This window comes from Acuticoccus kandeliae, assembly GCF_003073115.1.
This window is the reverse complement of record NZ_QBBV01000001.1, coordinates 1,259,321-1,285,906: the sequence shown is the minus strand read 5'-3', so window position 1 is coordinate 1,285,906 and position 26,586 is coordinate 1,259,321. Positions and strand designations below refer to the sequence as shown.

General features: G+C 70.0%; 24 protein-coding genes. 14 read left to right on the top strand and 10 right to left on the bottom strand.

Annotated elements, in window-relative coordinates:
* Nucleotides 1-33: 33 nt before the first annotated feature.
* Together DBV35_RS05890 and DBV35_RS05885 are read left to right on the top strand one after the other, a co-directional pair.
* Complete coding sequence (locus DBV35_RS05890) at nt 34-2,196, top strand: anthranilate synthase component I (protein WP_108659268.1); 2,163 nt, start codon at nt 34-36, stop codon at nt 2,194-2,196.
* On the top strand, nt 2,193-3,275 hold the full coding sequence (locus DBV35_RS05885; protein ID WP_108659267.1) for a tryptophan 2,3-dioxygenase family protein: 1,083 nt from the start codon (nt 2,193-2,195) through the stop codon (nt 3,273-3,275). The genes DBV35_RS05890 and DBV35_RS05885 overlap by 4 nt, the downstream gene beginning before the upstream one ends.
* A gap of 18 nt (nt 3,276-3,293) precedes the next feature.
* Here DBV35_RS05885 and DBV35_RS05880 read toward each other — a convergent pair whose 3' ends face one another.
* The 4 genes from DBV35_RS05880 to DBV35_RS05865 all read right to left on the bottom strand — a co-directional run bounded on the left by DBV35_RS05880 (nt 3,294) and on the right by DBV35_RS05865 (nt 7,393).
* Nucleotides 3,294-3,587: a hypothetical protein gene (locus DBV35_RS05880; protein ID WP_108659266.1), complete on the bottom strand. Its 294-nt coding sequence runs from the start codon at nt 3,585-3,587 to the stop codon at nt 3,294-3,296.
* 94 nt (nt 3,588-3,681) lie between these two features.
* Complete coding sequence (gene surE, locus DBV35_RS05875; protein WP_108659265.1) at nt 3,682-4,470, bottom strand: 5'/3'-nucleotidase SurE; 789 nt, start codon at nt 4,468-4,470, stop codon at nt 3,682-3,684.
* Between the two features lie 115 nt (nt 4,471-4,585).
* The gene (locus tag DBV35_RS05870; protein WP_108659264.1) at nt 4,586-5,821 is read right to left on the bottom strand and encodes an OpgC family protein; all 1,236 of its coding nucleotides are present in this window, start codon (nt 5,819-5,821) and stop codon (nt 4,586-4,588) included.
* 219 nt (nt 5,822-6,040) lie between these two features.
* Complete coding sequence (locus DBV35_RS05865; protein ID WP_108659263.1) at nt 6,041-7,393, bottom strand: tetratricopeptide repeat protein; 1,353 nt, start codon at nt 7,391-7,393, stop codon at nt 6,041-6,043.
* A 177-nt stretch (nt 7,394-7,570) separates the two neighbouring features.
* Here DBV35_RS05865 and DBV35_RS05860 point away from each other — a divergent pair, with 177 nt between their 5' ends.
* Together DBV35_RS05860 and DBV35_RS05855 are read left to right on the top strand one after the other, a co-directional pair.
* Nucleotides 7,571-8,776: a YeeE/YedE family protein gene (locus DBV35_RS05860; protein ID WP_108659262.1), complete on the top strand. Its 1,206-nt coding sequence runs from the start codon at nt 7,571-7,573 to the stop codon at nt 8,774-8,776.
* An 81-nt stretch (nt 8,777-8,857) separates the two neighbouring features.
* A complete protein-coding gene (locus DBV35_RS05855) occupies nt 8,858-9,355 on the top strand; it encodes a DUF302 domain-containing protein (RefSeq protein WP_108659261.1) in 498 nt (165 codons plus the stop codon).
* 9 nt (nt 9,356-9,364) lie between these two features.
* On the opposite strand, the gene DBV35_RS05850 is transcribed toward DBV35_RS05855, so the two are convergent.
* Nucleotides 9,365-10,978 carry a thiamine pyrophosphate-binding protein gene (locus DBV35_RS05850; RefSeq protein WP_342752349.1) on the bottom strand — a complete coding sequence of 538 codons (1,614 nt, stop codon included), beginning with the start codon at nt 10,976-10,978 and terminating at the stop codon, nt 9,365-9,367.
* A complete protein-coding gene (locus DBV35_RS05845) occupies nt 10,975-12,264 on the bottom strand; it encodes a CaiB/BaiF CoA transferase family protein (protein ID WP_281262217.1) in 1,290 nt (429 codons plus the stop codon). The genes DBV35_RS05850 and DBV35_RS05845 overlap by 4 nt, the downstream gene beginning before the upstream one ends.
* Nucleotides 12,265-12,489: 225 nt before the next feature.
* Here DBV35_RS05845 and DBV35_RS05840 point away from each other — a divergent pair, with 225 nt between their 5' ends.
* From DBV35_RS05840 to DBV35_RS05825, 4 genes are all read left to right on the top strand, one after another.
* Complete coding sequence (locus DBV35_RS05840) at nt 12,490-13,587, top strand: GTP cyclohydrolase II (protein WP_108659260.1); 1,098 nt, start codon at nt 12,490-12,492, stop codon at nt 13,585-13,587.
* 148 nt (nt 13,588-13,735) lie between these two features.
* Nucleotides 13,736-14,593 (top strand): FAD binding domain-containing protein, encoded by an 858-nt coding sequence (locus tag DBV35_RS05835; RefSeq protein ID WP_170134879.1) that lies wholly within the window; start codon nt 13,736-13,738, stop codon nt 14,591-14,593.
* 34 nt (nt 14,594-14,627) lie between these two features.
* Nucleotides 14,628-15,113, top strand: coding sequence for a (2Fe-2S)-binding protein (locus tag DBV35_RS05830; protein WP_108659258.1), 486 nt, complete (start codon nt 14,628-14,630; stop codon nt 15,111-15,113).
* Nucleotides 15,110-17,410, top strand: a complete 2,301-nt coding sequence (locus DBV35_RS05825; protein ID WP_108659257.1) for a xanthine dehydrogenase family protein molybdopterin-binding subunit — start codon at nt 15,110-15,112, stop codon at nt 17,408-17,410. The genes DBV35_RS05830 and DBV35_RS05825 overlap by 4 nt, the downstream gene beginning before the upstream one ends.
* A 44-nt stretch (nt 17,411-17,454) precedes the next feature.
* Here DBV35_RS05825 and DBV35_RS05820 read toward each other — a convergent pair whose 3' ends face one another.
* The 3 genes from DBV35_RS05820 to DBV35_RS05810 all read right to left on the bottom strand — a co-directional run bounded on the left by DBV35_RS05820 (nt 17,455) and on the right by DBV35_RS05810 (nt 19,589).
* Complete coding sequence (locus DBV35_RS05820; protein WP_108659256.1) at nt 17,455-17,724, bottom strand: spike base protein, RCAP_Rcc01079 family; 270 nt, start codon at nt 17,722-17,724, stop codon at nt 17,455-17,457.
* Nucleotides 17,725-17,799: 75 nt separating this feature from the next.
* Nucleotides 17,800-18,336, bottom strand: a complete 537-nt coding sequence (locus DBV35_RS05815; protein ID WP_108659255.1) for a DUF1697 domain-containing protein — start codon at nt 18,334-18,336, stop codon at nt 17,800-17,802.
* Between the two features lie 2 nt (nt 18,337-18,338).
* Nucleotides 18,339-19,589 carry an NAD(P)/FAD-dependent oxidoreductase gene (locus tag DBV35_RS05810; RefSeq protein WP_108660575.1) on the bottom strand — a complete coding sequence of 417 codons (1,251 nt, stop codon included), beginning with the start codon at nt 19,587-19,589 and terminating at the stop codon, nt 18,339-18,341.
* A gap of 199 nt (nt 19,590-19,788) precedes the next feature.
* Between DBV35_RS05810 and DBV35_RS05805 the strand changes: the two genes are divergently transcribed.
* From DBV35_RS05805 to DBV35_RS05780, 6 genes are all read left to right on the top strand, one after another.
* A complete protein-coding gene (locus DBV35_RS05805) occupies nt 19,789-20,706 on the top strand; it encodes an aminotransferase class IV (protein WP_108659254.1) in 918 nt (305 codons plus the stop codon).
* A 38-nt stretch (nt 20,707-20,744) separates the two neighbouring features.
* Complete coding sequence (locus DBV35_RS05800) at nt 20,745-21,773, top strand: transporter substrate-binding domain-containing protein (protein WP_108659253.1); 1,029 nt, start codon at nt 20,745-20,747, stop codon at nt 21,771-21,773.
* 20 nt (nt 21,774-21,793) lie between these two features.
* The gene (locus DBV35_RS05795; protein ID WP_108659252.1) at nt 21,794-22,927 is read left to right on the top strand and encodes an amino acid ABC transporter permease; all 1,134 of its coding nucleotides are present in this window, start codon (nt 21,794-21,796) and stop codon (nt 22,925-22,927) included.
* A 70-nt stretch (nt 22,928-22,997) separates the two neighbouring features.
* A complete protein-coding gene (locus tag DBV35_RS05790) occupies nt 22,998-23,468 on the top strand; it encodes a GNAT family N-acetyltransferase (protein ID WP_108659251.1) in 471 nt (156 codons plus the stop codon).
* A 13-nt stretch (nt 23,469-23,481) separates the two neighbouring features.
* Nucleotides 23,482-24,573: an amino acid ABC transporter permease gene (locus DBV35_RS05785; protein ID WP_205648479.1), complete on the top strand. Its 1,092-nt coding sequence runs from the start codon at nt 23,482-23,484 to the stop codon at nt 24,571-24,573.
* Nucleotides 24,574-24,583: 10 nt separating this feature from the next.
* The gene (locus DBV35_RS05780) at nt 24,584-25,297 is read left to right on the top strand and encodes an amino acid ABC transporter ATP-binding protein (RefSeq protein WP_108659250.1); all 714 of its coding nucleotides are present in this window, start codon (nt 24,584-24,586) and stop codon (nt 25,295-25,297) included.
* 12 nt (nt 25,298-25,309) lie between these two features.
* On the opposite strand, the gene DBV35_RS05775 is transcribed toward DBV35_RS05780, so the two are convergent.
* Nucleotides 25,310-26,464 carry an MFS transporter gene (locus tag DBV35_RS05775; RefSeq protein ID WP_108659249.1) on the bottom strand — a complete coding sequence of 385 codons (1,155 nt, stop codon included), beginning with the start codon at nt 26,462-26,464 and terminating at the stop codon, nt 25,310-25,312.
* Nucleotides 26,465-26,586 lie beyond the last annotated feature (122 nt).

Here is a 26,586-nt window from a genome sequence, read left to right as displayed (position 1 = left end):
TGGCCGGACCGCGAGCGCAACGACGGACCCGGCATGAGCACACAATCATTCGAAACCGCAGGGGGCGTTCACGTCACCCGCACCGATCGCGGCATCGATTATGAAGGTGCCCTGTCGCGCTGGATCGACCGGCTGGATCGCGAGCGCGGCTGCGTCTTCTCGTCGAGCTATGAGTTTCCGGGCCGCTACACCCGCTGGGATTTCGCCCTCGCCGACCCGCCGCTGGCGCTGGAGGCGCGCGGGCGCGTCGTGACCGTGCGCGCCCTCAACGCGCGCGGCGCACCGCTGCTCGCCGCCGCGAAGGCCGCGTTCGAGGGGGCGGGCCTCTCCGTGCGCCACGAGGGCGAGGCGATCGTCACCGAGGTGCCGGAGCCCGACGACAGCCTCCTCACCGAGGAGGACCGCAGCCGCCGGCCCTCCGCCTTCACCGCTCTCCGCGTCATGCGCGACTTTTTCGCCAGCGAGGCGGACGGCCAGCTCGGCCTCGCCGGCGCGTTCGGCTACGACCTCGCCTTCCAGTTCGACCCGATCGAACTGCACCTCGAACGGCCCGAAAGCCAGCGCGACCTCGTCCTCTATCTTCCGGACGAGATCCTCGCCGTCGACCACTATTCCAAGCGCGCGACCGTCGCCTCCTACGAGTTCGCCTTCGCCGGCGAGACCAGCGAGGGGATCGCCCGCGTGCCGCAGCCGGCGCCGATGCCGGTCGCCCGCAACCACGCGAGCGACGACCACGAGCCCGGCGAATATGCAGAGACGGTGCGCAAGGCCTTCCCGCATTTCGCGCGGGGCGACCTCTTCGAGGTTGTGCCGAGCCAGACCTTCCGCGACCCGCTGAGCGGGACGCCGTCGCAGATCATGCGCCGCCTCTCTGCGATCAACCCGTCCCCCTACGGCTTCTTCATCAATCTCGGACAGTGCGAATATCTCGTCGGCGCGTCGCCGGAGATGTTCGTGCGCGTCACCGGCCGGCGCGTCGAGACGTGCCCGATCTCCGGCACCATCGCCCGCGGTCGCGACGCGATCGAGGACGAGGCGCAGGTGCGCAAGCTCCTCAACTCCAAGAAGGACGAGACGGAGCTGACGATGTGCTCCGACGTCGACCGCAACGACAAGAGCCGCGTGTGCGAGCCGGCGTCGGTGCGCGTGCTCGGCCGGCGGCAGATCGAGATGTACTCGCGCCTGATCCACACGGTGGACCATATCGAGGGCACGCTCCTCGACGGGCGCGATGCGCTGGACGCCTTCCTCTCCCACGCCTGGGCCGTCACCGTGACGGGCGCGCCGAAGCGCCGGGCGATGGCCTTCATCGAGGCGCATGAGAGGAGCCCCCGCGCCTGGTATGGCGGCGCGGTCGGCCTCGTCCATTTCAACGGCGACCTCAACACCGGGCTGACGCTGCGCACGGTCCACATCCGCGACGGCGTCGCCGAGGTGCGGGCGGGCGCGACCGTGCTCGCCGATTCCGACGCTGCCGAGGAGGAGCGCGAGACCGTCCTCAAGGCGTCCGCGATGCGGGCCGCGATCCGCGGCGCCGGCAAGGCGGACGTCGCGACGGTGAAGCCGCCGCTGCCGGGCGCCGGCAAGCGCGCCCTCCTCGTCGACCATGACGACAGCTTCGTCCACACGCTCGGCGGCTATCTGCGCCGGGCCGGGCTCGAGATCACCACCGTGCGCGCGCCGCTGACGCGGGCGATGCTCGACCGCTTCGGGCCGGACCTCATCGTCCTCTCCCCCGGCCCCGGCACCCCGTCCGACTTCGACTGCACCGGCTCGATCCGCCTCGCCGAGGCGGCCGGGCTCCCGATCTTCGGCGTCTGCCTCGGCCTGCAGGCGATGGTGGAGGCGGCCGGCGGGCGTCTCTCCCAGCTCGACATCCCGATGCACGGCAAGCCCTCCCCCCTCACGGTGGAGAAGAACTCCAAGCTCTTCGCGGGGCATGACGGGCCGTTCGTCGTCGGCCGCTACCACTCGCTGGTCGCCGACCCCGCGCACCTCCCCGCCGCCTTCCGCGTCACCGCGCGCAGCGACGACGGCGCGATCATGGCGATCGAGCATCGCCACGCCCCGATGCTCGCCGTCCAGTTCCACCCCGAGAGCATCATGTCGCTCGGCGGCAATGTCGGCATCCACATCATCGAGAATGCGGTCGGCGCGCTTCTCGCGCCCCCGGCGTCCAGCGAGGCGGCAGCATGAGGCGAGGCGTCAAGCCGGCCGGGCCCGGCGAGATCACCTATTCGAGCTATCTGGCGCTCGACGAGATCCTCGGCGCGCAGCGGCCGGAGAGCGCGCGCCTCGGCGTCGACGCGCACGACGAACTCCTCTTCATCATCGTCCACCAGACCTACGAGCTCTGGTTCAAGCAGATCCTGCACGAGCTCGACCGCGTGCAGGCCGACTTCGCCGAGAGCCCGGTCGACGACTGGCGCCTCGGCCGGATGGTCCATGCGCTGCGCCGGATCACGCAGATCCTGAAGCTCGGCGTCCAGCAGATCGACGTCCTCGAGACGATGACCCCGCAGGACTTCCTCGACTTCCGGGGGCTCCTCTCCACCTCCTCCGGCTTCCAGTCGCTCCAGTTCCGCCTCGTCGAGACGCGGCTCGGCCTCGGCAGCGCGCGGCGGCTTCTCTATGAGGGGAAGACCGTCGACGCCGACATGAGCGAGGCCGAGCGCACCGCCTACCACGCCGCCGAGGCGGCCCCGACGCTGCGCGACCAGCTCGAAGCCTGGCTCGTGCGCACGCCCTTCGTGACCGGCGAGCGCTACGCCTTCCGCAGCGCCTATCGCGAGGCGGTGATGGCGATGCTGCGGCGCGAGCGCGACTTCGCCGACAATGTCGACCAGGTCGACGAGGCGGCCGCGATCGAACGGGCCGCGAAGGCGTTCGAGGCGATCTTCGAGCCCGATCCCAAGGCCGGATGGACGATGTCGGGCAAGGCCGTGGAGGCCGCGCTTTTCATCACCGTCTATCGCGACAAGCCGGCCCTCCACATGCCGGCCTCCCTCCTCTCCTCGCTGATGGACATCGACGAGGCGATGGCGCTCTGGCGCACGCGCCACGCGCTGATGGTGGAGCGGATGATCGGGATGCGGTCCGGGACGGGCGGTTCGTCGGGACACGAATATCTCGCCCGCACGGCGCGCGAGCACCGCGTCTTCGCCGACCTTTTCCGCCTGTCGACCTACCTCATCCCGCGCGACTCGCTGCCGCCGATCCCGCCCGAGATCGAGCGGCGCATGGGCTTCGTCTACGCGACGCCCGAGAGCGCCTGAGGCGCGCCCCCGTCGGCTCTAGCTGACCGGGCAGCCTTCCTGCTCGGTGCGCCAGATCGGGATATTCTGGGACATGTCGCAGCGCGCCATCACCTCGCGCGGGCCGATCTTGAGGCAGGCCCGCTCGCCGAGTTCCACGCGCTGGCCGCCGCTGTCCCGGCAATAGCAGTCCGGATAGGAGTAGCCGCTCTTCGGCGCGGGCGGTACGAAGCGGCCGGCGACGATCTGGCCGGGTTCGGCGACGGCCGAGGCCGTGGCACCAGCGAAGACCAGCACCGCCGCGACAACGTGGATGACACAGCAACGCCCCATCGAGACCTCCCGTCATCATCTGACGCGGGAAGGTTAGCCCGAGACCGGGTGCGGCGCAAAATGTCGCGGGTGGGGCGGACGCGCCGCCCTTCCGTCAGCCGAGCTTCGGGAGCGGGGCGACCGCGAGCGCATCGGCATATTCGGCGCGGAAATCCTCCCAGTCGCCTTCGGAATGCCGGTCCGGCCGCAGCGGGGTGATGGTGATCTTGTTCTCCAGGAGCTGGCCGTAATCGCACTCGCGATCCTCGACGACCTCCTTCGCGCGGCGGAACTGGAGCCAATAGTAGGAGCCGCCACGCACATCGACCCGCTCGGTGACGTTGACGCCCTCGATGAGGCCGTGCCCCGGCCGGCAGATCGAGACGCCCGTCACCTCTTCCGGCGGGCAGGCCGGGAAGTTGATGTTGGGGGCCACCGGGCGCGGCCACTCGATCGCGAGGAGACGCTCGATGAGCGGCTTTGCGAAGGTGCGCGCGGTTTCCCAGTGGATGTCGACGCCGCGGAACATCTGGCTGAGCGCAATCGCCGGCACGCCCACCGCGAGCGCCGTCATCGCCGCGCCGACGGTGCCCGAATAGGCGATCGAGTCGGCCATGTTGCCGCCGCGATTGACGCCGGAGAGGACGAGGTCTGGCTTCCTGTCCATCAGGTGCTCGACCGCGAGGACGACGCAATCGGCCGGCGTGCCCTTCACGAAATAGCGCTTCTCGCCGGCCTGATGGACGCGCAGCGGCTCGTGCAGGCTGATCGCGTGGCTGACGCCGGACTGGTCGAACTCGGGCGCCACGACCCACACATCGTCGGTGAAGCTGAGCGCGATCTCCTCGAGGAGTTTGATCCCGTCGGCGCGCGCGCCATCGTCATTGGTGATGAGAATTCGCATGGCGACCTGATTGAGGTGGGTGCGCCGGACGGGCGCGGATCGAAGCGGGAGGCGCGTTCGGCGCCTCCCCCCGCTCTACCCCGAGCCCGGACGGGGGACAAGCCGCCGGGGTCGCTCAGGCGGGCTCGCGCACCCGCTCGGCGACGCTCGCCCCATGCGGGCGGCCGGGCGCGGGCGTCTGCGCCTCAACCGGCGGGGCGTGGCGCGCGGCCGGCGGAGGGGCGCGCCAGGGCTGCTTCTTGAACCAGGCGACGAGGTAGGCGACCGCGACCAGCAACGCGAAGCCGGTGAGGTTCACGAGCGAGACCGTCAGCGTCGTGCGCCCGGTGAGGTCGAGCACCATTCCGAAGAACTGGGCGAGCACCATGCTCGACAGGAACACGGCGAGCGACTGCTGGCCGACCTTGCGCACGATGTGGACGAAACGGCCCCACACCCCCGCCCCCGCGAGGCGACGCCCCCCGTCGCCCACCAGCGCGTAGGCGAGATAGGCGAGCGCCAGGAAGTGGACGTAGCGCATCAGGCCGAAATCGGTCTTCTCGAAGAGCTTCCAGGTCACGTCGCGCAACGGGATCACCCAGGAGAGATTGTCCCACCCGAAGCGCGAGGCGACGACGACGTTGAGCGCGAGCACGGCGATCGCGAGGAGGACGAGCCCGGCCTTGATCGGCGGCGCCTTCAGCCAGCCCATCATGAACGCGAAGCCGGTGAAGAAGACGAGCTGCCAGCCGAACGGGTTGAAGAACCACTCGCGCTCCTCGTCCGGCCGCACCTCGGCGCTGAACTGGAGGATGTCGAACTGCGCGAGGAACCAGATGAGGCCGATCGCGGCGAAGGCGAGCCACCGGTTGCGCAGGCCGAGATAGGCGATGAACGGCATCATCACCAGGATGACCATGTACATCGGCAGGATGTCGAAATAGTTCGGGACGTATTGGAGCGTCATCAGGCCGAGTATGTGGTCGCCCGTCATTTCGAAGAACGGCCGCACATAGAGGCGGTTGGTGTAATAATTCTCCGGCGTCCACTGGTCGAACCAGGCGAGCATCGCCACCGTGACCATGAAGAGCGCGATGTGCGCCCAGTAGACCTGCCACACGCGATGGGCCGTGCGCGCGGCGCCGAGCCAGAAGGAGCGGTCGCGGAAGATCGCACCGAAGGCGATCGCCGAGGCCATGCCGGAGCAGAAGACGAAGATCTCCGTCGCGTCCGACGCGCCGAAACGCGCCGGGATCCAGTCGTTCCAGTAGTTGAACGGAACGTGCGCGATGAAGATGATGAACATCCCGAGCCCACGGAAGAAATCGAGCCGCAGATCCCGTGGGCGGCGGGCGGGAGCTTGAACGTTCATGCCCCGATGATCGCTCGAATTTTCTGAAACGGCATCTTATCCTCCGAACAGGCCGCGCATAGCCTGATCGTCCATGAAAGGCGAGACGGCGGGCGCGATTTCGACAGCCGACGCAGACGGCGCCCGGCTCGTCGCAAAGGCTGGCCCGCGTTCCATGAACCAACGCACAACCGCCCGCCCGTCCCGCGTTCTTGCGACCATGTGCCGTAGCGCTCCGTCTCAGAAGGCCGGGGCGATCGCGGGCGGACCGTCAATATGCCGCGCCCCGCACCGCACGAGCCGCTCCAGGCCGAACCGGTCCCAAGCGCCGCGCCGCTCGGCCCGCTCCTCGATGAGCGCGCGGGCCTGCTCGGCCCGCCCCGCCCGGAGCGCCGCCTCGATCGTCAGCCGCTCGAAGACGTCGCGCTGGGCGTGGCTGCCGCCGATCCGCTTCAGCATGGCGCGCGCGCCGAGAAGGCCGCGCAGCGCCTCGTCATGGCGGCCGCGCGCGAGCGCGGCGAGCCCGCCCGCCGTCGGCCGCCCCGCCTCCACCGCGACCGCGCCGAACTCCGATCCGTCGCCGGAATGGGCGAGGCGTTCGATCAGACGGTCGGCCGCCGCGTGACGGCCGGTGCTGAGGAGTGCCAGGAGATAATGGAGGTCGGCAAAGACGATGCAGGCATCGTCGATCCGCCGCTCGGCGTGGACGGACAACTCGTCCCAGCGCGGGCCGACATCGATCCCGTCCGCCTCGAGCCGGGCGAGGAGCGAGACGGCGTTCGCGATGTCGCGATAATCGTCGGTCTGCTCGCGCCGGATCTCGGCGTCATAGAGGGCGAGGACGCGCTCGATATTGCCGAGCTCCAGCTCGAACAGCGCGTAGTGCCACCAGACATGGTTCCGGAAATTGTTGCACCCGGCGAAGACCGCGCCGCGATCCGCGAGCCACTGACGGCCCTTCTCGGCGTGGCCGCGCATCTCGTGGACATGGGCGACCGCGTGGAGCGCCCACGCGTCGTCGGGGGCGAGCTCGAGCGCGCGGCGGCCGGCCGCCTCCGCGCCCGCATAGTCGCCGAACTCTTCCGAGGCAAAGGCGAAGCAGCCGGAGGCGTAGCCGGCGTGGGGATGGTCGCTCCCGAACGCGCCGATCGCCGAAGCGGCCGAGCGGAGCATCCCCTGGCTGTCGCCGTAGAGGAAGCGGATGGCCTGGGCCATCTTCATCGCGAACCCGTCGGCCGGGTAGTGCTCCAGGATCGCGTCGCACGCGGCGGCGGCCTGTGAGGGCCGCCCCGCCACCCATTCGCGCAGCGCCGTCACGAGGAGACGCTCGTGCGGGTCGGACGGGTCGAGCGCGGCATCGGCCGCCCGCGACAGCGCGCGGGCATCCTCAGCCGCCTCGCGCCGGCCGAGGAGGAGGAAGACGAGCCCCTTCGCCGCCATCACCGAGGCGGAGGCGGGCGCGGCGACGCTCAACGCCTTCACCCGCTCGGGGATCGTGGCGGAGTGGGCCATGAAGGCCGACACGAATTCGCACCAGGCGGTGTCGGCATGGGCGAGGGAACTCGGGACGGGCGGATCTGACCGGAAATACATCCAACAACTCTCCGTCGATTGCACGCATCGCCCGTTCGGGCGAAAAGCGCGACAGCGCCAGCTAATGAAGTGCGCCTCGGCCGCGAGCTTGTCAGCTGACGCTTTCTCACAGGCGCTTGATGATGGGCGGAGCGGAAACAACCCCACATGAACGCCCCACCCCTTGGAGTTCGCGCCATGCCTTCCACCGGCGACACACCCCAGATACGTCTCGCCATCGCCGCCGGATGTGTCCTCCTCCTGATCGCCATCCTGTCGGCGGTGACGGAGGAACCGAAGCTCGGCCTCGCGACGCTCGTCGGCGGTCTCGCGGGGGTCGCGCTCTATCACGCCTCCTTCGGCTTCACGGCCGGCTGGCGCCGCTTCATTCGTGAGCGGCGCAGCGGCGGCCTCCGGATGCAGCTCGTCCTCGTCGCGATGACGACGGTGTTCGCGATCCCGATCATCCAATATGGCAGCGCGGTCGGCATCGCGGCGGGCGGGTTCGTGTTTCCCTTCGGCCTCGCGGTGATCGCCGGCTCCTTCATCTTCGGCTTCGGGATGCAGCTCGGCGGCGGCTGCGGGTCGGGCACGCTCTTCACCGTCGGCGGCGGGTCGACGCGGATGCTGATCACCCTCGCATTCTTCATCGCGGGCGGCCTCGCGGCGACCTACAACTGGGACTTCTGGCAGTCCCTCCCGGCGCTGCCCCCGGTCGGCTTCGCCTCCACCCCGCTCGGGCCCATCGGGGCGATCGCGCTCACCCTCGCGGCCCTCGCGATCCTCTATGTCGTGATCGCCCGTATCGAGCGCGAGCGTCATGGCGACCTCGACAACGGCAAGGCGATGGGCTCGGTCCTCTACGGGCCGTGGTCGCTGACGGCGGGGGCGATCGGGCTCACCATCGTCGGCGTCCTCACCCTCATCATCCTCGGCCGGCCCTGGGGGATCACCTCCGGCCTCACGCTGTGGGGCGCGCAGATTGCGAACGCCGTCGGTGTGCCGATCGTCGACTGGCCCTACTGGACCTACGCGATGGGCCAGGTCGAGGCCTCGATCCTCGCGAGCGGCACGTCGGTCATGAATCTCGGCCTCATCGTCGGCGCCTGCCTCGCGGCGGCGCTCGCGGGCCGCTTCGCGCCGAAGCTGAACCTCTCGGCCCGCGACGTCGTGACGGCCATCATCGGCGGCTTCCTGATGGGCTACGGCGCGCGCATCGCGTTCGGCTGCAATATCGGCGCGCTCCTCTCCGGGATCGCCTCGGGGAGCCTCCACGGCTGGGGCTGGTTCCTGTTCGCCTTCCTCGGCAGCATCGTCGGCGTGCGCGTGCGCGAGGCGATCGGCATGGACCCGCCGCGCGCACCCGTCCCCGCCACGCGCGCCGCCCTCGGCACGCAATCGTGAGATGAGGTGAGGCCGGACGCGGTGGTCCGGCCCGCCCGCCGCGCGTTAGCCTTCCGAGCCTAACGGACAGGAGCGCGCGCCATGCGAACCCTCATCGCCCTTCTCCTCAGCCTCAGCCTCACCCTCGCCCTCTCCCTCGCCCCGGCGATCGCGTCGGCCGACACCGTGCTCGGCGCGCCGGACGGGTGGCGCGTCGTGGAGACGGAGAAGCCGTACGCGACCCTCCTCGCCGACCTCAAGGCGGCGGTGGCGGGTCAGAAGATGGGCATCGTCACAGAGGCGGGACCGACCGAGATGGCGGCCTCGCGCGGGGAGACCATTCCGGGCAACCGCGTCGTCGGCGTCTTCCGCAACGACTTCGCCGTCACGATCATCCGCGCCGCGCCGGCGGCGATGATCGAGGCCCCGATCCGCTTCATGGTGATGGAGGAGGCGGACGGCACCGCCACCCTCGCCTACAAGCTGCCGAGCGCCGTCTTCGCGCCCTATGCCGCAGAGGGCGGCGAGTCGCTCAAGACCGCCGCCGGCCAGCTCGACACGATCTTCGCCGCGATCGCGGACGCGGCGACAGCGCCCTGACGGGCGGCCTCAGAACTTCCCGTCATAGGCGCGGCGGCCGATCCGGGCGCACAGCAGCGTGAAGGTCGGCCGCTCGAGCGCGGCCTCCGCCTCGGCCCGCAGCGTCGCCTCGTCGTCGATCCACACCCCGTGACCGCCGAGCGCGGCGGCGACGGCCGGAAAGTCGGTCCCGGCGAAATCGACGCCGAGATTGCCGAGCTGCTGGCCGCGCTGCTTCAACTCGATCAGCGAGAGGCTCTCGTCGATCAGCACCACGATCGGCAGCGACAGGTCGAGATCGCGGATCGTCGCGAGATCGCCGAGCGTCATCTCGAGCCCCGCATCGCCGACGAAGGCGACCGAGGGCACCTCGGGCTTGGCGAGCTTGTGCCCGGCCGCGAGCGGCACGGCGCAGCCCATCGTGCAGAGCGCGGAGGATTGCAGCATCGTGCGCGGGGTGAAGCAGCGCCAGACCTGGCTGAGGAGAATGCGGTGCGCGCCGCTGTCGGCCGTGACCACCGCCTCGCGCGGGAGCACGTCGCGCATCGTGTGGAAGACGGTCGACGGCCCCCACCCCTCCGCCTCGGGCGCGAACATCTCCCGCATCTTCGCCTTCAGGCGCTGCGGCTCGTTGCCGGGCCACGTCGGCGGCGTGTGGACCCCGTCGACGAGATCCTCCAGCGTCGCCGCCACTCCGCCGAACAGCGTCACCGCGACATCGTGCATCCCGTGCGTGCGCACGACCGGCGTGATGTCGATGACCCGCGCGTCGGCCGGCCAGGGATTGCGCCAGTTGATGCGCATCTCGATCGGGTCGTAGCCGGCGAGAATGATGCAGTCGGCCTCCGCGAGGAGCGGCAGGAGCTCGCGGTCGGCGCGCGGCGAGAGACCCGCCCCGCCGAGGGAGAGCTTGTCGTCCTCGTTGAGGAGGCCCTTCGCCTTGTAGGTCGTGATCAGCGAGGCACCGGCACGCAGGACGAATTTCTGGATCGCCGCCGCCGCGTCGTCGTTCACCGCGTCGACCCCGGCGATCACGAGCGGGCGCTCCGCCTCCGCGATCCAGCGGCGGGCGCGCTGCATCTCCGGCCCGTTCACGGGGCGAAAGCCGGCGCCGATCGGGGCGGGCGCCGTGACCTCCACCGTTGCCGCCGCCTCCGCCACCGCGATCGGCACGTCGATGTGGACGGGCCCCGGCTGGCCGGTGGTGGCGAGCATCAGCGCCTTGTCCATCACCTGGTTGAGGCTGCCGCCGTTCGCCTTGAACGTGCCCTTCACGATGGTCGAGAGCAGCGCCCCGTGGTCGAACACCTGATGGGTGTAGGTGTCGGCGTCCGCATCATCCACGCAGCCGGTCAACACGATCAGCGGCACGCGGTCCTGGTAGGCGTTGGCGATCACGTTCACCGCGTTCGCGACACCCGGTCCGATGGTCGCGACGAGGATGCCGGGCGCGCCGGTCGCGTGCCACGTCCCCTCGGCCATGAAGCCGGCGACATTCTCGTGCTTCGTCAGCGTGAAGCGGATGCCGGCCCGCGCGAGCGCGTCCATCAGCGTCAGGACCTCGCCGCCCGGCAGGCCGAAGGCGTGGGAGGCGCCCGTCGCGGCGAGCTTCTGGGCGATGATGTCGGCGTTGCGCAGGCTCACGCCACCGCCTCGCGCTCGCTGCGGCCGAGATCCACGGCGCCGCTCTCGGCGAGCGCGTCGATGCGCGCATCGTCGAAGCCGAGGATCTCGCGCAGCACCTCGCGCGAATGCTGGCCGACCATCGGCGGCGGCCGGCGGTAGGTCACCTGCGTGTCGGAGAATTTGATCGGGTTGCCGATCGTCTCGACCGTGCCGGTCGCCGAGATCGGGTGCGGCTGGCTGACCCGCGCCCCGCGCGCCGCGGCCTGCGGCTCGGCGAAGGCCTGCGCGATGTTGTTGATCGGCCCGGTCGGGACCGCGAGCGGGTCGAGGATCGCCGACCATTCGGCCGAGGTCTTCAGCCGCGTCAGCCGGTTGACGTTCTCCTCCACCGCGTCGCGGTTTCTCACCCGCGCCGAGTTGGTGGCGAAGCGCGGGTCGGCGGCGAGTTCCGGCTCGCCCGCCGCGGCGCAGAATTTCGCGAACTGGCTGTCATTGCCGATCGCGAGGATGAACATCCCGTCCTTCGCCTCGAAGGCGTTGTAGGGGACGATCGTCGGGTGGCCGTTGCCGAGGCGGGTCGGAACCTCGCCGGTCATGAGGTGGGTCGTGCCTTGATTCACGAGCCAGGCGAGCTGGCTGTCGAACAGCGACACGTCGATATATTGGCCGCGCCCGGTGATGTGGCGCGCCTGGAGCGCGGCGAGCATCGCGACCGTCGCGTACATGCCCGTCATCACGTCCGCGATGCCGACGCCGACCTTCTGCGGCGTGCCGCCCTTGTCGTCCCGCTCGCCGGTCACGCTCATGATGCCGCCGCGGCCCTGCGCCATGAAATCATAGCCGGCGCGGCTCGCGAGCGGGCCCGTCTGCCCGAAGCCGGTGATGGAGGCGTAGATGATGCGCGGATTGATCGCCGACAGCGCCGGATAGTCGAGCCCGAGGCGCGCAGCCCCGCCGACCTTGAAATTCTCGATCGCGAAATCCGCCTTCGCCGCGATCAGGCGGCAGATCTCCTGTCCCTCGGGCTTGGCGAGGTCGAGCGCAAGGGAACGCTTGTTGCGATTGGCGGCGACGTAGTACGCACTTTCGGCGGTGTCCTTGCCCTCTGCGTCCTTCAGGAAGGGCGGGCCCCAGCGGCGCGTGTCATCGCCGACCCCGGACCGCTCGATCTTGACGATCTCGGCGCCGAGATCGCCAAGGAGCTGCGTCGCCGTGGGTCCGGCGAGGATGCGGGACATGTCGAGCACGAGGAGACCGGCGAGCGGCCCCGTGGACGGAGAAGGGGCGGAGGTGACGTTGTCCAAGGGGAACTCCAGCACGTCGGAGGCACGGATGATAATGGCTCCGCCCGGCCCGGCAAGGGCGCGCGCGGGGCTGTCATGTCCTACTCGGCTTGCCTCGCCGCGATTTGAAGGCCATGTCAAGTGGGCTCAACCGTCCGCCAACGGGCGACCACGCATCTTCGGCGCTGAGCCCCACGGCAGAACCATGAGCAAGCGGATCGAGACCCCGAGAAAGAATTTCAGACCATGCCGACCCACAGCGTCCACGATTGCGGCCATCACGGCGCCGGGTCCGTCTCCCCTCTCGGAGGCGGCGCCATGGTGAGCGAGGCGGTGGTCGACGCTGTGGCGAGCGCGGGTTTCATTGCCGCACACCGCTGTGTCGGCGAAATCGGAGCCGGGCGTCCGGTCGTGCTCGTCGACGGTGACCGTCAGATCCTCGTCTCCCCGCTCGATGGCGGGCCGATCGTCGGCGACACGCTCGCCCTCTCGGCCGCACGCGCCACCTTCGTCGGCATCGCCGACGGGCCGGCCTTCGTGCGCGTGACCGGCGCGGACCCCGCGACGCTGACCTTGATCGCCACCGCCTGCACGCCCGACCTCTCGATCGCCGAGGTGATCGAGGGCGGCGATCTCGCGAACGCGGCGACCGAGCTTGCCAAGCTCGCCGAGCGCCTGCCCGCGATGACCGTGGGCGACGCCGCGAGCGCGCCGGCCGGGACGCTCTCCGTCGCCGCCGCCGATGTCCTCTCCTTCCGCCGCACCCTCGCCGCGACCTATGTGCCCGTCGCGAGCGCGCCGGTGCCGCTCGCGGCCGGTGCCACCGCCAACGTCACCGCCTTCCGCAACGCGATCGGCGGGTGCGTCAGCGCGGTCGCGGTCGGTGATGCGCGGCCGGGCACGCTGGTGCGCGTCCACTCCTCCTGCGTCACCGGAGACATCTTCGGCTCGCTGAAATGCGATTGCGGCGCCCAGCTCCGCCTCGCGCTGGAGCGGATCGCGAGCGACGGCGGCGTCCTCCTCTACACGGCCCAGGAGGGGCGCGGGATCGGCCTCGTCAACAAGCTGCGCGCCTACTCGCTTCAGGATTCCGGGCTCGACACCGTCGATGCCAACATCGCCCTCGGCTACCATGACGACGAGCGCGACTACGCGGCGGCGGCGGTCGTCCTGTCGCATCTCGGCCTCGGCAAGGTGCGGCTGATGACGAACAACCCGGCGAAGGCGGCCGGGCTCGAATCGTTCGGCGTCTCGGTGACGCCGGTGCCGCTCATCGGTCCGGTCACGCCGCAGAACGCCAACTATCTCGCGACGAAGCGCCACCGCAGCGGCCACCGCCTTTGAGCTCGGCCGCCCGTTCCGGCCCGAGAATGGCGGATCGGGCGGGGAATAAGTCGATAACTGTGAAGCCTCGCGGTCGCGGCGTTGCGGCGGCTTGCACGCCCTCGCCGCGTTTGCGCACAGTTTCGCGCATGCGCGAGCGAGGAAAAAGGTGAAGGCAGCGTCATTCGAGTATCGGGCTCCGGGCTCGATCGACGAGGCCGTGCGCCTCCTCGCGGAACACGGAGACGAGGCGCGCCTTCTTGCCGGGGGGCAAAGCCTCGTGCCGGCGATCGTCTCGCGCCTCGCGCGACCGGCGATCCTCATCGACCTCAACCGCCTGCCGCAAGCCGGCAAGGCCGGCTTCTCTGCCGGGCGCCTGCGCATCCCCCCGCTGATGCGCCACGCCGATTTCGCCCGGATCGAGACCGGCGGCGCCCTCGGCCCCCTCCTCGCCGAACTCGCGGGCCATGTCGGCCCGCTGCCCATCCAGCTTCGCGGCACCTTCTGCGGCGCCCTCGCCCACGCGGACCCCGCCGCCGAGTGGTGCCTCGCGACCGTCGTCCTCGGGGCCGAGATGCTCGTCCGGTCCGACCGGCGCGGCGTGCGCAACATCACCGCCGCGAGCTTCTTCGACAGCATGCTGTCGACGACGATCGCCGACGACGAGATGCTCGTCGAGGTGCAGATCCCCCTCCTCACCCCCACGACGCGCCACGGCTTCGCCGAGGTGAGCCGGCGCACCGGCGACTACGCGCTCGCCTCCTGCCTCGTCGTCTATGACCGAGACGAGGACGAGATGACGAAGGTCCGGCTCGGCGTCGGCGGGGTCGAGGCGACGCCGCGCCGCTTCGAGAAGGCCGAGCGCGCGCTCGAGGATTGCGCCCCCTCGCGCAGCGTCTTCCGCGATATCGCCGACTCCATCGCCGAGAGCGTCGACCCGATCAGCGACATCCACGCCGACGCCGACTATCGGCGCGAGCTGACCCGCGCCGTCGTCTTCCGCGCGCTCGAAAGCTCCCTCAAATGAGCCGCCGCCCGGCCCGGCGCGGCACGCGCGCTGCATGACGACGACGATGGACATCACCCTCGAGATCAACGGCGAGGACCGCACGCTCACGGTCGAGCCGCGCACCACGCTGGTCGACGCGCTGCGCGAGGCCTGCCAGCTCACCGGCACCCATGTGGACTGCGGCGAAGGCGCGTGCGGGGCGTGCACCATCCTCCTCGACGGCGCGCCGGTGCGCGCCTGCCTGATGTTCGCGGTGCAGGCGTCCGGCGCGCGGATCACGACGATCGAGGGCCTCGCGGACGGCGAGCGGCTCCACCCGCTCCAGCAGGCGCTGATCGACCATCACGCGACCGGCTGCGGCTACTGCACGCCCGGCCTCCTGATGCTCGCCGCCGGCGCCCTCACGCGCGATCCGGACATGGACGAGGACGCGCTCGTGCGCCTCCTCGGCGCCAATGTCTGCCGCTGCACCGGCTATCATGGCGTGGTGCGGGCGATGAAGGCGGCGCAGGCCTCCATGCGGTCGAAGCCGTCATGAAGCATACCGGACGCTCGCTCGCGCGGCTCGACGAACTCGCGCGTGTCACAGGGCGGGGGCGGTTCGCCGCCGACATCGCGCTCTCCGGTCAGCTCCACATGCGCGTCGTGCGCGCGCCGGTGGCGCTCGGGCGGCTGCGTCAGGTCGACACCGGCGCCGCCCACGCCGTGCCGGGCGTGCGCGCCATCTGGACGGCGGAGGATCTCGCCGGCATCGCGCCGGCCGGCACCCGCACCCTCCCCTCGACGCTCGTCCCCTATCTCCAGCCGATCCTCGCGCGCGAGACGGTCCGCTTTGTGGGCGAGCCGGTTGCCGCCGTGTTCGCCGACAGCGCGGGCGCGGCCGACGACGCGGCCGAGCTCATCGTCCTCGACATCGAGGCGATGGAGCCCTCGCTCGCGATCTCGGCCCCCGCCGCCGGCCTCACCGACCAGCTCCGCTCCAGCGAGGCGGCGACGGTGCGCAAGGCCTTCGGCGACCTCGGCAGCGCCTTCCAGAGCGCAGCGCACGTCGTGAACATCAACATCGAGCTCGCCCGCGACGGCGCCGTCCCGATCGAGCCGCGCAGCATCGTCGCCGCCTGGGATCCGGCGCGCGACGTGCTCGACGTGTGGGTCGCGGCGAAGGTCCCGGCCGCCTACCGCGACGCGCTCGCCGACGCGCTCGGCCGGACCCGCGCCGCCGTCGCGGTCCACGTGCCGAGCGCCGCCGGCAATGGCGGCCGCGACGCGCCGTCGGTGGAGGACATCCTCGTCGCCCGCGCCGCGCACGCCCTCCAGCGCCCGGTCCACTGGGTCGAGGACCGGCGCGAGAACCTCCTCGCCGCCGACCAGGGGCGCGGCATCAGCGCCAAGGCGCGCGCCGCCGTCGCCGCGAACGGCACCCTCGTCGGCCTCGATGTCGACCTCTTTCTCGACCAGGGCGCCTATGTCCGCCCGTGCGGGACGCTGCCCGCCGAATTGCTGACCGCGATGCTGCCCGGCCCCTACCGGATGAAGGCGCTGCGCGCGATCGCGCACATGCGCATCACCAACCGCCCGCCCGCCGGCCCGATGCGCGCGGCCGGGCGCATGGAGGCCGCCTTCATCCGCGAGCGGCTGATGGACGCCATCGCCGCCAGCACCGGCATCGACCCGCTGGAACTGCGCCGCCGCAACATGCTGGAGCGCACCGAGATGCCGGCCGACCGGCACCTCACCATCGCCGGCCAGCCGGTGATCTACGATTCTGGCAACTATCGCGACCTCGTCGACCAGGCGGGCCGCCAGGTCTCGCTCGACCTCATCCGCCGCCGCGCCGAGGATCGACGCGACAAGGGCGAGCTCGTCGGCGTCGGCACGGCCGTCTTCGTCGACGTCGCGGGCGGGACGGCGAGCGAGCACGTCACGCTCACCGTCGACCGGACCGGCGCGATCGAGGCGGTCACCGCCGCCGCCGACCTCAATGGCGGCCTCCGGACCGTCCTCGCCCAGATCATCGCCGACATCGTCGGCGTCGACTACGAGACGGTGCGCGTCACGGCGGGGGAGACGAGCCGCATCGTCCACCCGGTGTCCGGCCCCCTCGTCCCGTCCGACGAGACCGTCATCACCGCGACCCAGTTCGCGGCCGAACAGCTGCGCGACACGATCCTCGAAGCCGCGCAGGCGCTGCTCGAAGACCCCGGCGACCGGCTGACGATCCAGTCCGGCCGCATCCGCTATGCCGACCGCCATTTCGGGAACGCTCTCAGCCTCGGCGACGTCGCCGCCGCGCTGGAGCCGGGCGGCGAGCTCGGCGGGCGCGCCGGGCGCGGGCTCGTCGCCGAAGGGTGGGCCGAGGGCGTCGGCTTCACCTTCCCCTACGGCCTTCATGTCGCGGTGGTGGAGATCGACCGGCAGACCGGGATGATCCGCGTTCCGCGCGCCTTCGTGGCGGTCGAGGTCGGGAACGCCATCAATCCGGCGCTCATGGAGAGCGAGATCGCGGCCGGCGCGGCGGAGGGCATCGCCAACGCCCTCTATACCGGGTTCGAGGTCACCGAGACCGGCGATCCGAAGCGGATCAGCCTCGGCGACTATCTGATGCCGGGCGTCGCCGACCTGCCGGAGATCGAGATCATGCTGAGCGAGAGCGCGCCGAGCCCGCTCAACCCGCTCGGCATCAAGGGCGCGGCCGATTGCGGGATGACGGGCATGGGCGCCGCCATCGCCGCTGCCGTTGACGAAGCGCTCGGCGCACCGGGCTTCGTCACCGCCCTGCCGATCTCCCCCGCGAAAGTGATGGCCCACATCCGCAAGGCCGGCAAAGCGCGCTAGAATTTCCCCCGCTCCATCGAGCGGGGGTGATCGCTTTCTGAGCCTCAGACGAGGCCGACGATCCCCGTCGCCGTCGTGTCCGTCGCGAGCACGCGCGAGACGCCGCACGGCAGCACCGCACCGCCCGAAACGCCGGAGAAGAGCACCGTGGTGCCGCCGAGCGTCACGACATTGAGGTCGCCCGCGCCGCCGACATAGAGCGCGCGCGCCGCGATCGTGAGGTCGGCCCCGTCATTCGGCGTCACCGCAAACGCGTCGATCGCCGGAGATGAGGTGCTCCGCTGGTGATATTTAAAAGGATCTTCCGCTGGCATCGTCTGTCCCCGCCTGCCCATCTGAACCGCGCAAACGCTACCATCGCGGCCCAGGCCGGGGATAAGTCGCCGCCTTCAGCCGGGAACGCCCTCGGCAAGGGCGAGGATCGCCGCGACGGTCTTCATGTTGCGCGCGGTGGTCGGTACGCCGAGCGCGCGCTCCGCCTTCGCGGCGAGCTTCGAGCGGCCGATCCCGCCCGGCGCATGCAGGAAGAACACCCGGTCGGTCAGCGTGAACGCCTCGTCCCCCGCCGCGAGCGCCGCCAGCGCCGCAAGGTCCGGGTTTTTGGGTTTCTCGGCGAGGAAGAAGGCGTGGACGCGGCCGGGATCCGTCTCGCCATAGGGGTTTGCCGCCGCCGCCTTCGCGAACGCGCCGAGCTCCATCGCGATCACATCGGGCCGGAACCCGTGCGCGGCCTCGATCGCCTCGCCCACCGCGCGCTCGACGGCCGCCGCCTTCCCCTTCGCGGCGAAGACGGCGTTGCCGCTCTGGATGTAGGTCGCGACGCCCTCATAGGAGAGGCCTTCGAGGAGGGCGCGGAAATCCTTCATCGCCAGCGTCCCGCGCCCGCCGACATTGATGCCGCGCAGAAGGACGATGAAGGTCGCCATCGCTAGCGGAAGCGCCGGTCGACGCGATAGGGCGAGGGGTCGGTGTAGGTCGCCTCGCCGGTGATCATTTCGGCCAGAAGCCGCCCCGTCGCCGGGCCGAGCGTGAAGCCGAGATGGTGGTGGCCGAAATTCGCCCAGAGGCCCGGCAGGCGCGGCACCTTGCCGATCATCGGCAACAGGTCCGGCAAGGACGGGCGCGCCCCCATCCAGGGCGTCGGCTGCAGGCGGTCGCCGAGGGGGAAGAGCGCCCGCGCCTTCGGCTCCGCCCGCTCAAGCTGCACCGGGGTCGGCGGGGCGTCGCGCGAGGTGAATTCCGCGCCCGTCGTCAGGCGATAGCCGCGCTTGTTCGGCGTCAGCACGAAGCCGTTCGCCTCGTCGACGAAAAGGTGGTTGAGGACGGCATTGCCCATCACGCTGTAGTGCATGTGATAGCCGCGCTTGACGCCGAGCGGGACGTGGACGCCGAACGCGTCGAGGAGATCGCCCGACCACGGGCCGAGCGCCACGACGACGTCCTTCGCCGCCACCGGCCCGTCCGCACCCGTGACGCGCCAGCCCGTGCCGTCCTGGACGAGGGTCATCGCATCGCCCTTGATGAAGCGCCCGCCCTCGCTCTGGAAGAGCGCGGCGTAGGCCTTCCCGACCTCGGACGGGTCGTCGACGCTCATCGGCTCGGTCATGTGAATCGCGCCGGCGAGCGAGTTCGACAGGAACGGCTCTTCCTTGCGCAGGCGATCCCGGTCCCAGACCTCGAACGGCACGCCGTAGCGCTCGCGCACCATCTCGTCGACCTTGATGGTGTGCTCCATCTCCGCGCCGGTGCGATAGATGCGGATATAGCCGCCGCCGCGCAGATGGTCGGTCGCGTCCGCCCGCTCCAGCAGCGATTTGTGCTCGGGAAGCGCGCGCCGCACGAGCGGCACGTTCGCCGCCGCCGTGCGCGCGATCGCGCCCTTGGTCGACTGGCGGGCATAGGCGATGAGCCACGGCGCGATCTTCGGCAGCGCCTTCCAATGCATGCGCGCGGCGGTGCTGGTGTCGGTGAGAACGCCGAGAATCGCCTTGATGTCGTGCGGCAGCGCGTAGGGGATGACGGCCTCGGACTGGATCAGCCCGGCATTGCCGTAGGAGGTCTCCTCCGCCGGCTCCCGGCGGTCGATGAGGGCGACGGAACGGCCTCGGTCGAGAAGATGAAGCGCGGTGGAGATACCCACCATTCCCGCGCCAAGAACGATTACGTCAACATCGGTCATGAAGAGACCCCAATAGCCCACCGGAGCGCCACGTCGAGCGGATGCATGCATTCTGCGCGCCGAAAGGAATTCGGCGACCGCCACAGGTCCGTGCCTTGCATCCCCGGCTCGAGTGGCGTCACATTCGAGCCCTATTCGAAGCGTCGGAGAAAGTCATGCGCGTGTTCCCTTCCACCGCCTCAGTCGAAAAGGCGCACCCGTGACGACCGACACCGCGATCAGCACGCACCAAGCCGTCGAAGACGCCCGCAACGCCGACCTCAAGCTCTACGTGAACGGCCGAATTGTCCCCAAGGCAGAAGCGGTCGTGTCGATCTATGATTCCGGCTTCATGCTCGGCGACGGTATCTGGGAGGGCGTGCGCCTCCACAATGGCGTGTGGGCCTTTCTCGATGCGCATCTCGACCGCCTGTTCGAGGCCTCGCTCGCCCTCGATCTCGACATCGGCAAGACGCGCGAGGAGCTGACGCAGGCGCTCGCCGACACCGCCGCCGCGAACGGGATGACCACCGACTGCCACGCCCGGCTGATGGTGACGCGGGGCGTGAAGGTGAAACCTTTCCAGCACCCCGCCTTCTCCCAGTCCGGCCCCACGATCGCGATCATCATGGAGCACTCGAAGCCCTCGATCCCGCGCCCGATCCGCCTTGCGAGCGTCGCGCACCATCGCGGGCTCCCGCTCACGCAGGACGCCAAGCTTAACTCCCACTCCAAGCTGAACTGCATCCTCGCCTGCATCGCCGCCGAGAAGGCCGGCGCGGACGAGGCACTGATGTTCGACCCGTTCGGCTTCGTGAACACCACGAACGCCTGCAACTTCTTCATCGTGCGCAAGGGCGAGGTTTGGACCTCCACCGGCGACTATTGCATGAACGGCATCACGCGCGGCCACGTCATCTCGCTCTGCCGCGAGAACGACATCCCGGTGTTCGAGCGCAACTATTCCCTCGTCGACACCTACGGCGCGGACGAGGCCTTCATGACGGGCTCGTTCGGCGGACTCACCCCGGTCGGCACGATCGATCACCGTCCCCTGAAGAACGCGCCGGGGCCGATGACGCAGCGCATCAGCGCCCTCTATCGCGACCTGATCGCCCGCCACTGCGCGGGAACCTGACCGCACCGGCAGCCCAAAAGCCCACGAGGAGACGACCCATGTTGAGACCCATTCTCGCCGCAGCCGCAGCGCTCGGCCTGACGCTTGCGCCGGCGCTCGCCGCCGACCCCGGTCCGACCGTGAAGCAGATCATGGATCGCGGGTCGCTCCTGTGCACCGGGCACAACGGCTCCTATCTCGGCTTCGCCGAGGTCGACGATCAGGGCCGCTGGTCCGGCTTCGACATCGAGTTCTGCAAGGCGCTCGCGACCGCGATCCTCGGCTCGCCGGACGCGGTGCAGGTGATCCCCGTCTCCTTCGCGCAGCGCTTCCCGGCGCTCCAGTCGGGCGATGTCGACGTCATCATCAAGGTGACGGGCTGGACGATGAGCCGCGACACCGAGCTCGGCCTCCAGTTCGCGCGGCCCTACTTCATCGGCCCGACGCTGATCCTGACGCGCAAGGAGCTCGGCGCGGAGACGGTGGCCGATCTCGAGGGCGGCGTCTTCTGCATCAATGCCGGCTCCTCGATCGAGCGCATCGTCGCCGACTATATGGGCGCCAGGGGCATCTCCTATGAGAGCCTCACCTTCGAGAAGGGCGAGGAGCTCCGCGCGGCCCTCTATGCCGGCCGGTGCGACGTGCTCGCCGGGTTCGGCCCCTTCCTCGCCGCGACGCGCTTCAACGCCCCCAACCCCGACGAATGGGTGATCCTCGAGGAGGTGCTGACGCTGGAGCCCGAATCCATCGCCGCGCGCCAGGGCGACGACAACTTCATCGACGTCATCAACTGGATGGTGAACTCGCTCCTCTTCGCCGAGGAGAACGGCATCACCCAGGCGAACGTGGACGAGGTGCGCGCCAATCCGCCCTCTCCGTCGGTGGAGCGCTTCCTCGGCGTGTCGCCGGGCTATGGCGAGCGCCTCGGCCTCTCCGACGACTGGGCCTACAACGTGATCAAGGCGGTCGGGAACTACGCCGAGATCTACGAGCGCACCGTCGGCGAGGGCTCACCCTACAAGCTGCCGCGCGGCAAGAACAAGCTCTGGTTTGACGGGGGCCTCCTCTACACCCTCGTGCTCGACTGAGGACGGGCGCCAGGCGCACCGTGCGGCTCCTCCGACATCGCAAGACCAGGGGACGGCTGATCCAGGCGGTCGCCCTCCTCGCCACCATCGTCATCGTCCTGACGGTGGTGCTGACGGGCCGCGCCAACCTCCTCAACCAGGGCATCGCGACGGGCTTCGGCTTCCTGGAGCGGTCGACCGGGTGGCCGATCAACTTCGCGCTGATCGACGTGACCGACCGGTCGACCTATGCGCAGATGCTGCTCGCCGGCTTCCTCAACACGCTCCTCGTCGGCGTGCTCGGCATCCTCGGCGCGACGGTGGTGGGGGTGCTCGTCGGCCTTGCCCGCATCTCCTCGAACTTCATGCTGAACCTCATCGGCACGGTCTTCGTGGAGACCTTCCGCAACGTGCCGCTGATCCTGCAGGTGGTGTTCTGGTACGCGCTCCTCACGCACCTGCCCTCGCCGCGCGAGGCGATCGATCTCGGCGGCGTCGTCTACCTCACCAATCGCGGCCTGATCCTGCCCGCCTTCGACCTCTCGCCGGCCGATCTCGCGATCCTCATCGTGGGCGCGGTGGGTGTGTTCATGGCCGCGGTGCGGATCGCGGACCATGCCGGGCCCCTGAAGGCCGCGGCGGGCGCGCTCGCGCTCTATCTCATCCTCTTCCTCGCCTGCCTCCTCACCTTCCGCACGCCCGGAATGCCCACCTTCTCGCTGCCGGAATTGAAGGGCCTGCGCTTCGTCGGCGGGTTCGACATCAAGCCCGAATTCACCGCGCTCCTTTTCGGCCTCATCGTCTTCGGCGGGGCCTATGTGGGCGAGATCGTGCGCGCCGGCTTCCTCGCGATCGACCCCGGCCGGATCGAGGCGGCCGAGGCGCTCGGCCTCAAGTCCGGCCAGGTGAACCGCTTCGTGCGGATCCCGCTCGCGGTCCGCGCCATCCTCCCGGCGCTGTCGAACCAGTATATCTGGCTGATGAAAGCGACGACGCTCGGCATCGCGATCGGCTTCCCGGACTATTTCATGGTCGTCTCAACGTCGATCAACCAGAGTGGCCAGACGATCGAATTGCTTCTTCTCCTCATGGCCGGCTTTCTCCTCATCAACACGGTCATGGGGACGGCGCTCAACGTCCTCAATGCCCGCATCGCGCTCAAGGGCCGCACCTGATGACGGGCCGGGATGGGACCGCATTGTGGTATGATCGCGGCTCTTCCAGTCCGAAGTGCGAGGAGCCGCGATGCCACGCGTTGAAGAGGCCACCTTCGCCGATGCCAGCGCGGTCGCGCGGGTCCTGCGCGACTCGATCAGTGACCTCTGCGCGGCGGACCATCACGACAACAGCGACCTCATCGCCCGCTGGGCCGGCGGCAAGACGCACGACCAGGCCCTCTCCTGGATCGCCAACCCCAAGACGACCGTCTTCGTCTCGCGCGAGGGGGACGAGGTCGCCGGCGTCGGCGCCTGCGGCGAGGGGCGGATCTATCTCAACTATGTCGCCCCCGAATACCGGTTCAAAGGCCACAGCAAGGCACTGCTGCGCCGCATGGAAGAGGCGCTGCGCCAGAAAGGGACGACGTGCGCACGGTTGACGAGCACCGTCACCGCGCACCGCTTCTACTCGGCCGCCGGCTGGCACGACGAGGGGCAGCCGCAGGTGATGGAGGATTCCCTCATCGGCTACCCGATGGCGAAGGACCTCGACGCCTGAGACGAGGCGCGCCATGACGATGGCGCACCCCCTCCCCGACCTCGCCCCGCCGCCGAAGCCCGGCCCGATCGACTGGGCGCGCCGGCGCCTCTTCGCGAGCGTCCTCGACACGATCATCACCCTCGCCGCGCTCGCCTTCACGTTCTGGCTCGTCGTCACCCTCTTCGACTGGGCGATCCTGCGCGCGGTCTGGCGCACCGCCGACGGCGCGCTCTGCCAGGGCGCGGAGGGGGCGTGCTGGGCGGTGATCGACGCGCGCGGGCGGCTGATCCTCTTCGGCCTCTACCCGTTCGAGGAGCAGTGGCGCTCCGCGCTCGCCTGCCTCGTCATCGTCGCGACGATGATCCTCTCCTGCATCCCGCGCTTCTGGGGCGTGAAGACGCTCCCGGCCCTCTGGCTCGGCGGCTTCGCGCTCTTCGTCCTCCTGATGCGCGGCGGCGTCTTCGGCCTCCCCCTCGTCACCACCGAGAAGTGGGGCGGCCTCTCCCTCACCGTGTTCATCTTCGCCGCGGTGTTCGTGATCGGGATGCCGCTCGCGGTCGGGTTGGCGCTCGCCCGGCGCTCGGACCTCCCGGTCGTGCGCTTCCTTACCGCCCTCCTCATCGATACGGTCCGCTCGCTCCCCCTCCTCACGATCCTCTTCACGGCGGCCGTCGTCGCGCCCTTCGTCGTCCCCGACTGGGCCGAAGGCGACAAGCTGAGCCGCGTGATCGTCGCCTTCGCGCTCTTCTATGCCTGCTACCAGGCCGAGATCATCCGCGCCGGCATCCAGGCGCTGCCGACCGGCCAGGAGGAGGCGGCCGCCGCGCTCGGGATGCGCTACCGCTCGCGCGTCTTCGACATCGTGCTCCCGCAGGCCTTCCGCGCGAGCCTGCCGGCGACGATCAACCAGGTGGTGATCACCTTCAAGGAGACCTCGATCGTCACCATCATCGGCTTCTTCGAGATCACCGCCTCGGCGAGCGCCGCCGTCGGGCGGGGCGAGTGGGCCGCCTATTATGTCGAGGTCTACGTCTTCGTCGCCCTCGTCTATTTCGTCTTCGTCTTCGGCCTCTCGCGCTATGGCGCGTATCTGGAGCGGCGCGCGAGGCTCACCCGTGGCTGAGGCGATCCGCATGGAGCGCGTCTCCAAATCGTTCGGCGGCTTCAAGGCGCTGAAGGACGTCTCGCTCACCGTCGCCGAGGGCGAGGTGGTGGTCGTGTGCGGGCCGTCCGGCTCCGGCAAGTCGACCCTCATCCGCTGCATCAACGGGCTCGATACCCACGATGGCGGCCGCATCTTCGTTGAGGGGGTGGAGCTCAGCGACGATATCGACGCGATCGACGAGGTGCGGCGCGAGGTCGGGATGGTGTTCCAGTCCTTCAACCTCTTCGCCCATATGAACGTCCTGCGGAACTGCGCGATCGCGCCGATGCGCGTGCGCGGCCTAGACCGGGCGGAGGCCGAGCGCCTCGCGCGCGAACAGCTCGTGCGCCTCCACATGGAGGATCACGCGCAGAAATATCCGGACGAGCTCTCCGGCGGCCAGCGCCAGCGCGTCGCCATCGCGCGCGCGCTCACGATGGCCCCGCGCATCATGCTGTTCGACGAGCCGACCTCCGCCCTCGATCCGGAGATGATCGGCGAGGTGCTCGACGCGATGCGCGCCCTCGCGCGGGAGGGGATGACGATGGTGTGCGTCACCCACGAGATGGGCTTCGCGCGCCAGGTGGCGGACCGGATCGTGTTCATGAGCGAGGGCCGCATCGTCGAGACAGCCCCGCCGGACACCTTCTTCGACGCGCCCGCGACGCCGGAAAGCCGCCAGTTCCTGGCGAAGATCCTCTGAGCCGCCGCCCCGCTACGCCTTCGGCCCCGTCCGCCCGGCGATGAAGACGCCGATGGCGACCATCGTCACGAAGAGGCCCGCGAGGGTGGTGACGCCGGTGAAGCCCGCCACGGCGAAGACTTCGCCCATCAGGATCGGGCCGACGAAGACGGCCGAGTAGGCGATCGCGCTGTTCAGGCCCATCACCGCCCCGCGCGCGTGCGCGGCCCGCAGGTTTAGCGAGACGAGGAGCGTGTTGAGGCCGAACTGGTTCATGAAGCCCCACGCGGTCGAGGCGACGAGCGCCGCCGGCACCGCCTCCAGCGCGAAGCGCCAGGCGAAATAGGCCGTCGCGATCGCCCCGAACACCGCGACCATGTAGAGGCGCGAGATGCGCACCGAGAGGCGGCCGATCACGAGCCCGGCCCCGCCGAAGCCGATCCCGTAGGCGAGGACGAAGAGGCCCGTCCCCTTCGCCGACAGGTCGAAGGCGCGGCGCATGCCTTCGCCGAAAAAGGAGAAGGTGCCGTAGAAGGCGGTCATGAAGACGAAGACGATCGCGAGCAGGAACGCGACGCCCGGAATGCGCAGAACGTGGAGCGGGTTGGTGCGCACCGCAGCGCCGACCGAGCCGCCCGGCATCACGCGCCACAGCCCCGCCGCGACCAGCGCCGAGATGGCGGCCAGCGCCGCAAAGACGACGCGCCAGCCGAAATAGTCCGTGACGAGCGCCGCCGCCGGCACCGCGAGGACGAGCGAGATCGCCCACCCCGTCAGCACGAAGCCGAGCCGCGCAGCCTCGCGGCCCGTCGGCGCCGTCGCGGCCGTCGTCGCGTACGCGCCCGGCAGGAGGACGCCGACCGAGATGCCGGCGAGCGCCTGTGCGCCGGCAAGGCTCATCCAGTTCCAGCTCGCGGCGCTGACGAGCTGGGCGAATGCCAGAAGCAGCGCCGCAGCGGTCAGCGAGACGCGCGCCCCCGTCCGGTCGACGAGGAAGGACAGGAAGAGCGAGGAGAGCGCCGTCGCCGCGCCGAATGACGAGATCGACCAGGCGATGCGGTGCGGCTCGGTCGCGAGGCTCCCCGCCACCTCGGACAGGATCGGACTGAGGATGAAGGCGTTCGCCCCGACGACGAGGACGGCGGCGAAGAGCGCCATCGTCTGGGCGCGTTGAAGTGAGTGCGGCATGGAGGTCGACAAAGGACAGCGAAGTGAGAGAGTTGGCAGGAGCGCGGGCGCACATCAACCGAAACCGACCGCGAATTTGTCCGGACCACCGGATTCGACCCGCGGCGCCCCAGCCGTCGGTT

Coding starts and splice junctions, on each gene's coding strand:
- DBV35_RS05890 (WP_108659268.1), top strand. CDS start 34: ATGAGCACACAATCATTCGAAACCGCAGGGGGCGTTCACGTCACCCGC.
- DBV35_RS05885 (WP_108659267.1), top strand. CDS start 2,193: ATGAGGCGAGGCGTCAAGCCGGCCGGGCCCGGCGAGATCACCTATTCG.
- DBV35_RS05880 (WP_108659266.1), bottom strand. CDS start 3,587: ATGGGGCGTTGCTGTGTCATCCACGTTGTCGCGGCGGTGCTGGTCTTC.
- surE (WP_108659265.1), bottom strand. CDS start 4,470: ATGCGAATTCTCATCACCAATGACGATGGCGCGCGCGCCGACGGGATC.
- DBV35_RS05870 (WP_108659264.1), bottom strand. CDS start 5,821: ATGAACGTTCAAGCTCCCGCCCGCCGCCCACGGGATCTGCGGCTCGAT.
- DBV35_RS05865 (WP_108659263.1), bottom strand. CDS start 7,393: ATGTATTTCCGGTCAGATCCGCCCGTCCCGAGTTCCCTCGCCCATGCC.
- DBV35_RS05860 (WP_108659262.1), top strand. CDS start 7,571: ATGCCTTCCACCGGCGACACACCCCAGATACGTCTCGCCATCGCCGCC.
- DBV35_RS05855 (WP_108659261.1), top strand. CDS start 8,858: ATGCGAACCCTCATCGCCCTTCTCCTCAGCCTCAGCCTCACCCTCGCC.
- DBV35_RS05840 (WP_108659260.1), top strand. CDS start 12,490: ATGCCGACCCACAGCGTCCACGATTGCGGCCATCACGGCGCCGGGTCC.
- DBV35_RS05830 (WP_108659258.1), top strand. CDS start 14,628: ATGACGACGACGATGGACATCACCCTCGAGATCAACGGCGAGGACCGC.
- DBV35_RS05825 (WP_108659257.1), top strand. CDS start 15,110: ATGAAGCATACCGGACGCTCGCTCGCGCGGCTCGACGAACTCGCGCGT.
- DBV35_RS05820 (WP_108659256.1), bottom strand. CDS start 17,724: ATGCCAGCGGAAGATCCTTTTAAATATCACCAGCGGAGCACCTCATCT.
- DBV35_RS05815 (WP_108659255.1), bottom strand. CDS start 18,336: ATGGCGACCTTCATCGTCCTTCTGCGCGGCATCAATGTCGGCGGGCGC.
- DBV35_RS05810 (WP_108660575.1), bottom strand. CDS start 19,589: ATGACCGATGTTGACGTAATCGTTCTTGGCGCGGGAATGGTGGGTATC.
- DBV35_RS05800 (WP_108659253.1), top strand. CDS start 20,745: ATGTTGAGACCCATTCTCGCCGCAGCCGCAGCGCTCGGCCTGACGCTT.
- DBV35_RS05790 (WP_108659251.1), top strand. CDS start 22,998: ATGCCACGCGTTGAAGAGGCCACCTTCGCCGATGCCAGCGCGGTCGCG.
- DBV35_RS05785 (WP_205648479.1), top strand. CDS start 23,482: ATGACGATGGCGCACCCCCTCCCCGACCTCGCCCCGCCGCCGAAGCCC.
- DBV35_RS05780 (WP_108659250.1), top strand. CDS start 24,584: ATGGAGCGCGTCTCCAAATCGTTCGGCGGCTTCAAGGCGCTGAAGGAC.
- DBV35_RS05775 (WP_108659249.1), bottom strand. CDS start 26,464: ATGCCGCACTCACTTCAACGCGCCCAGACGATGGCGCTCTTCGCCGCC.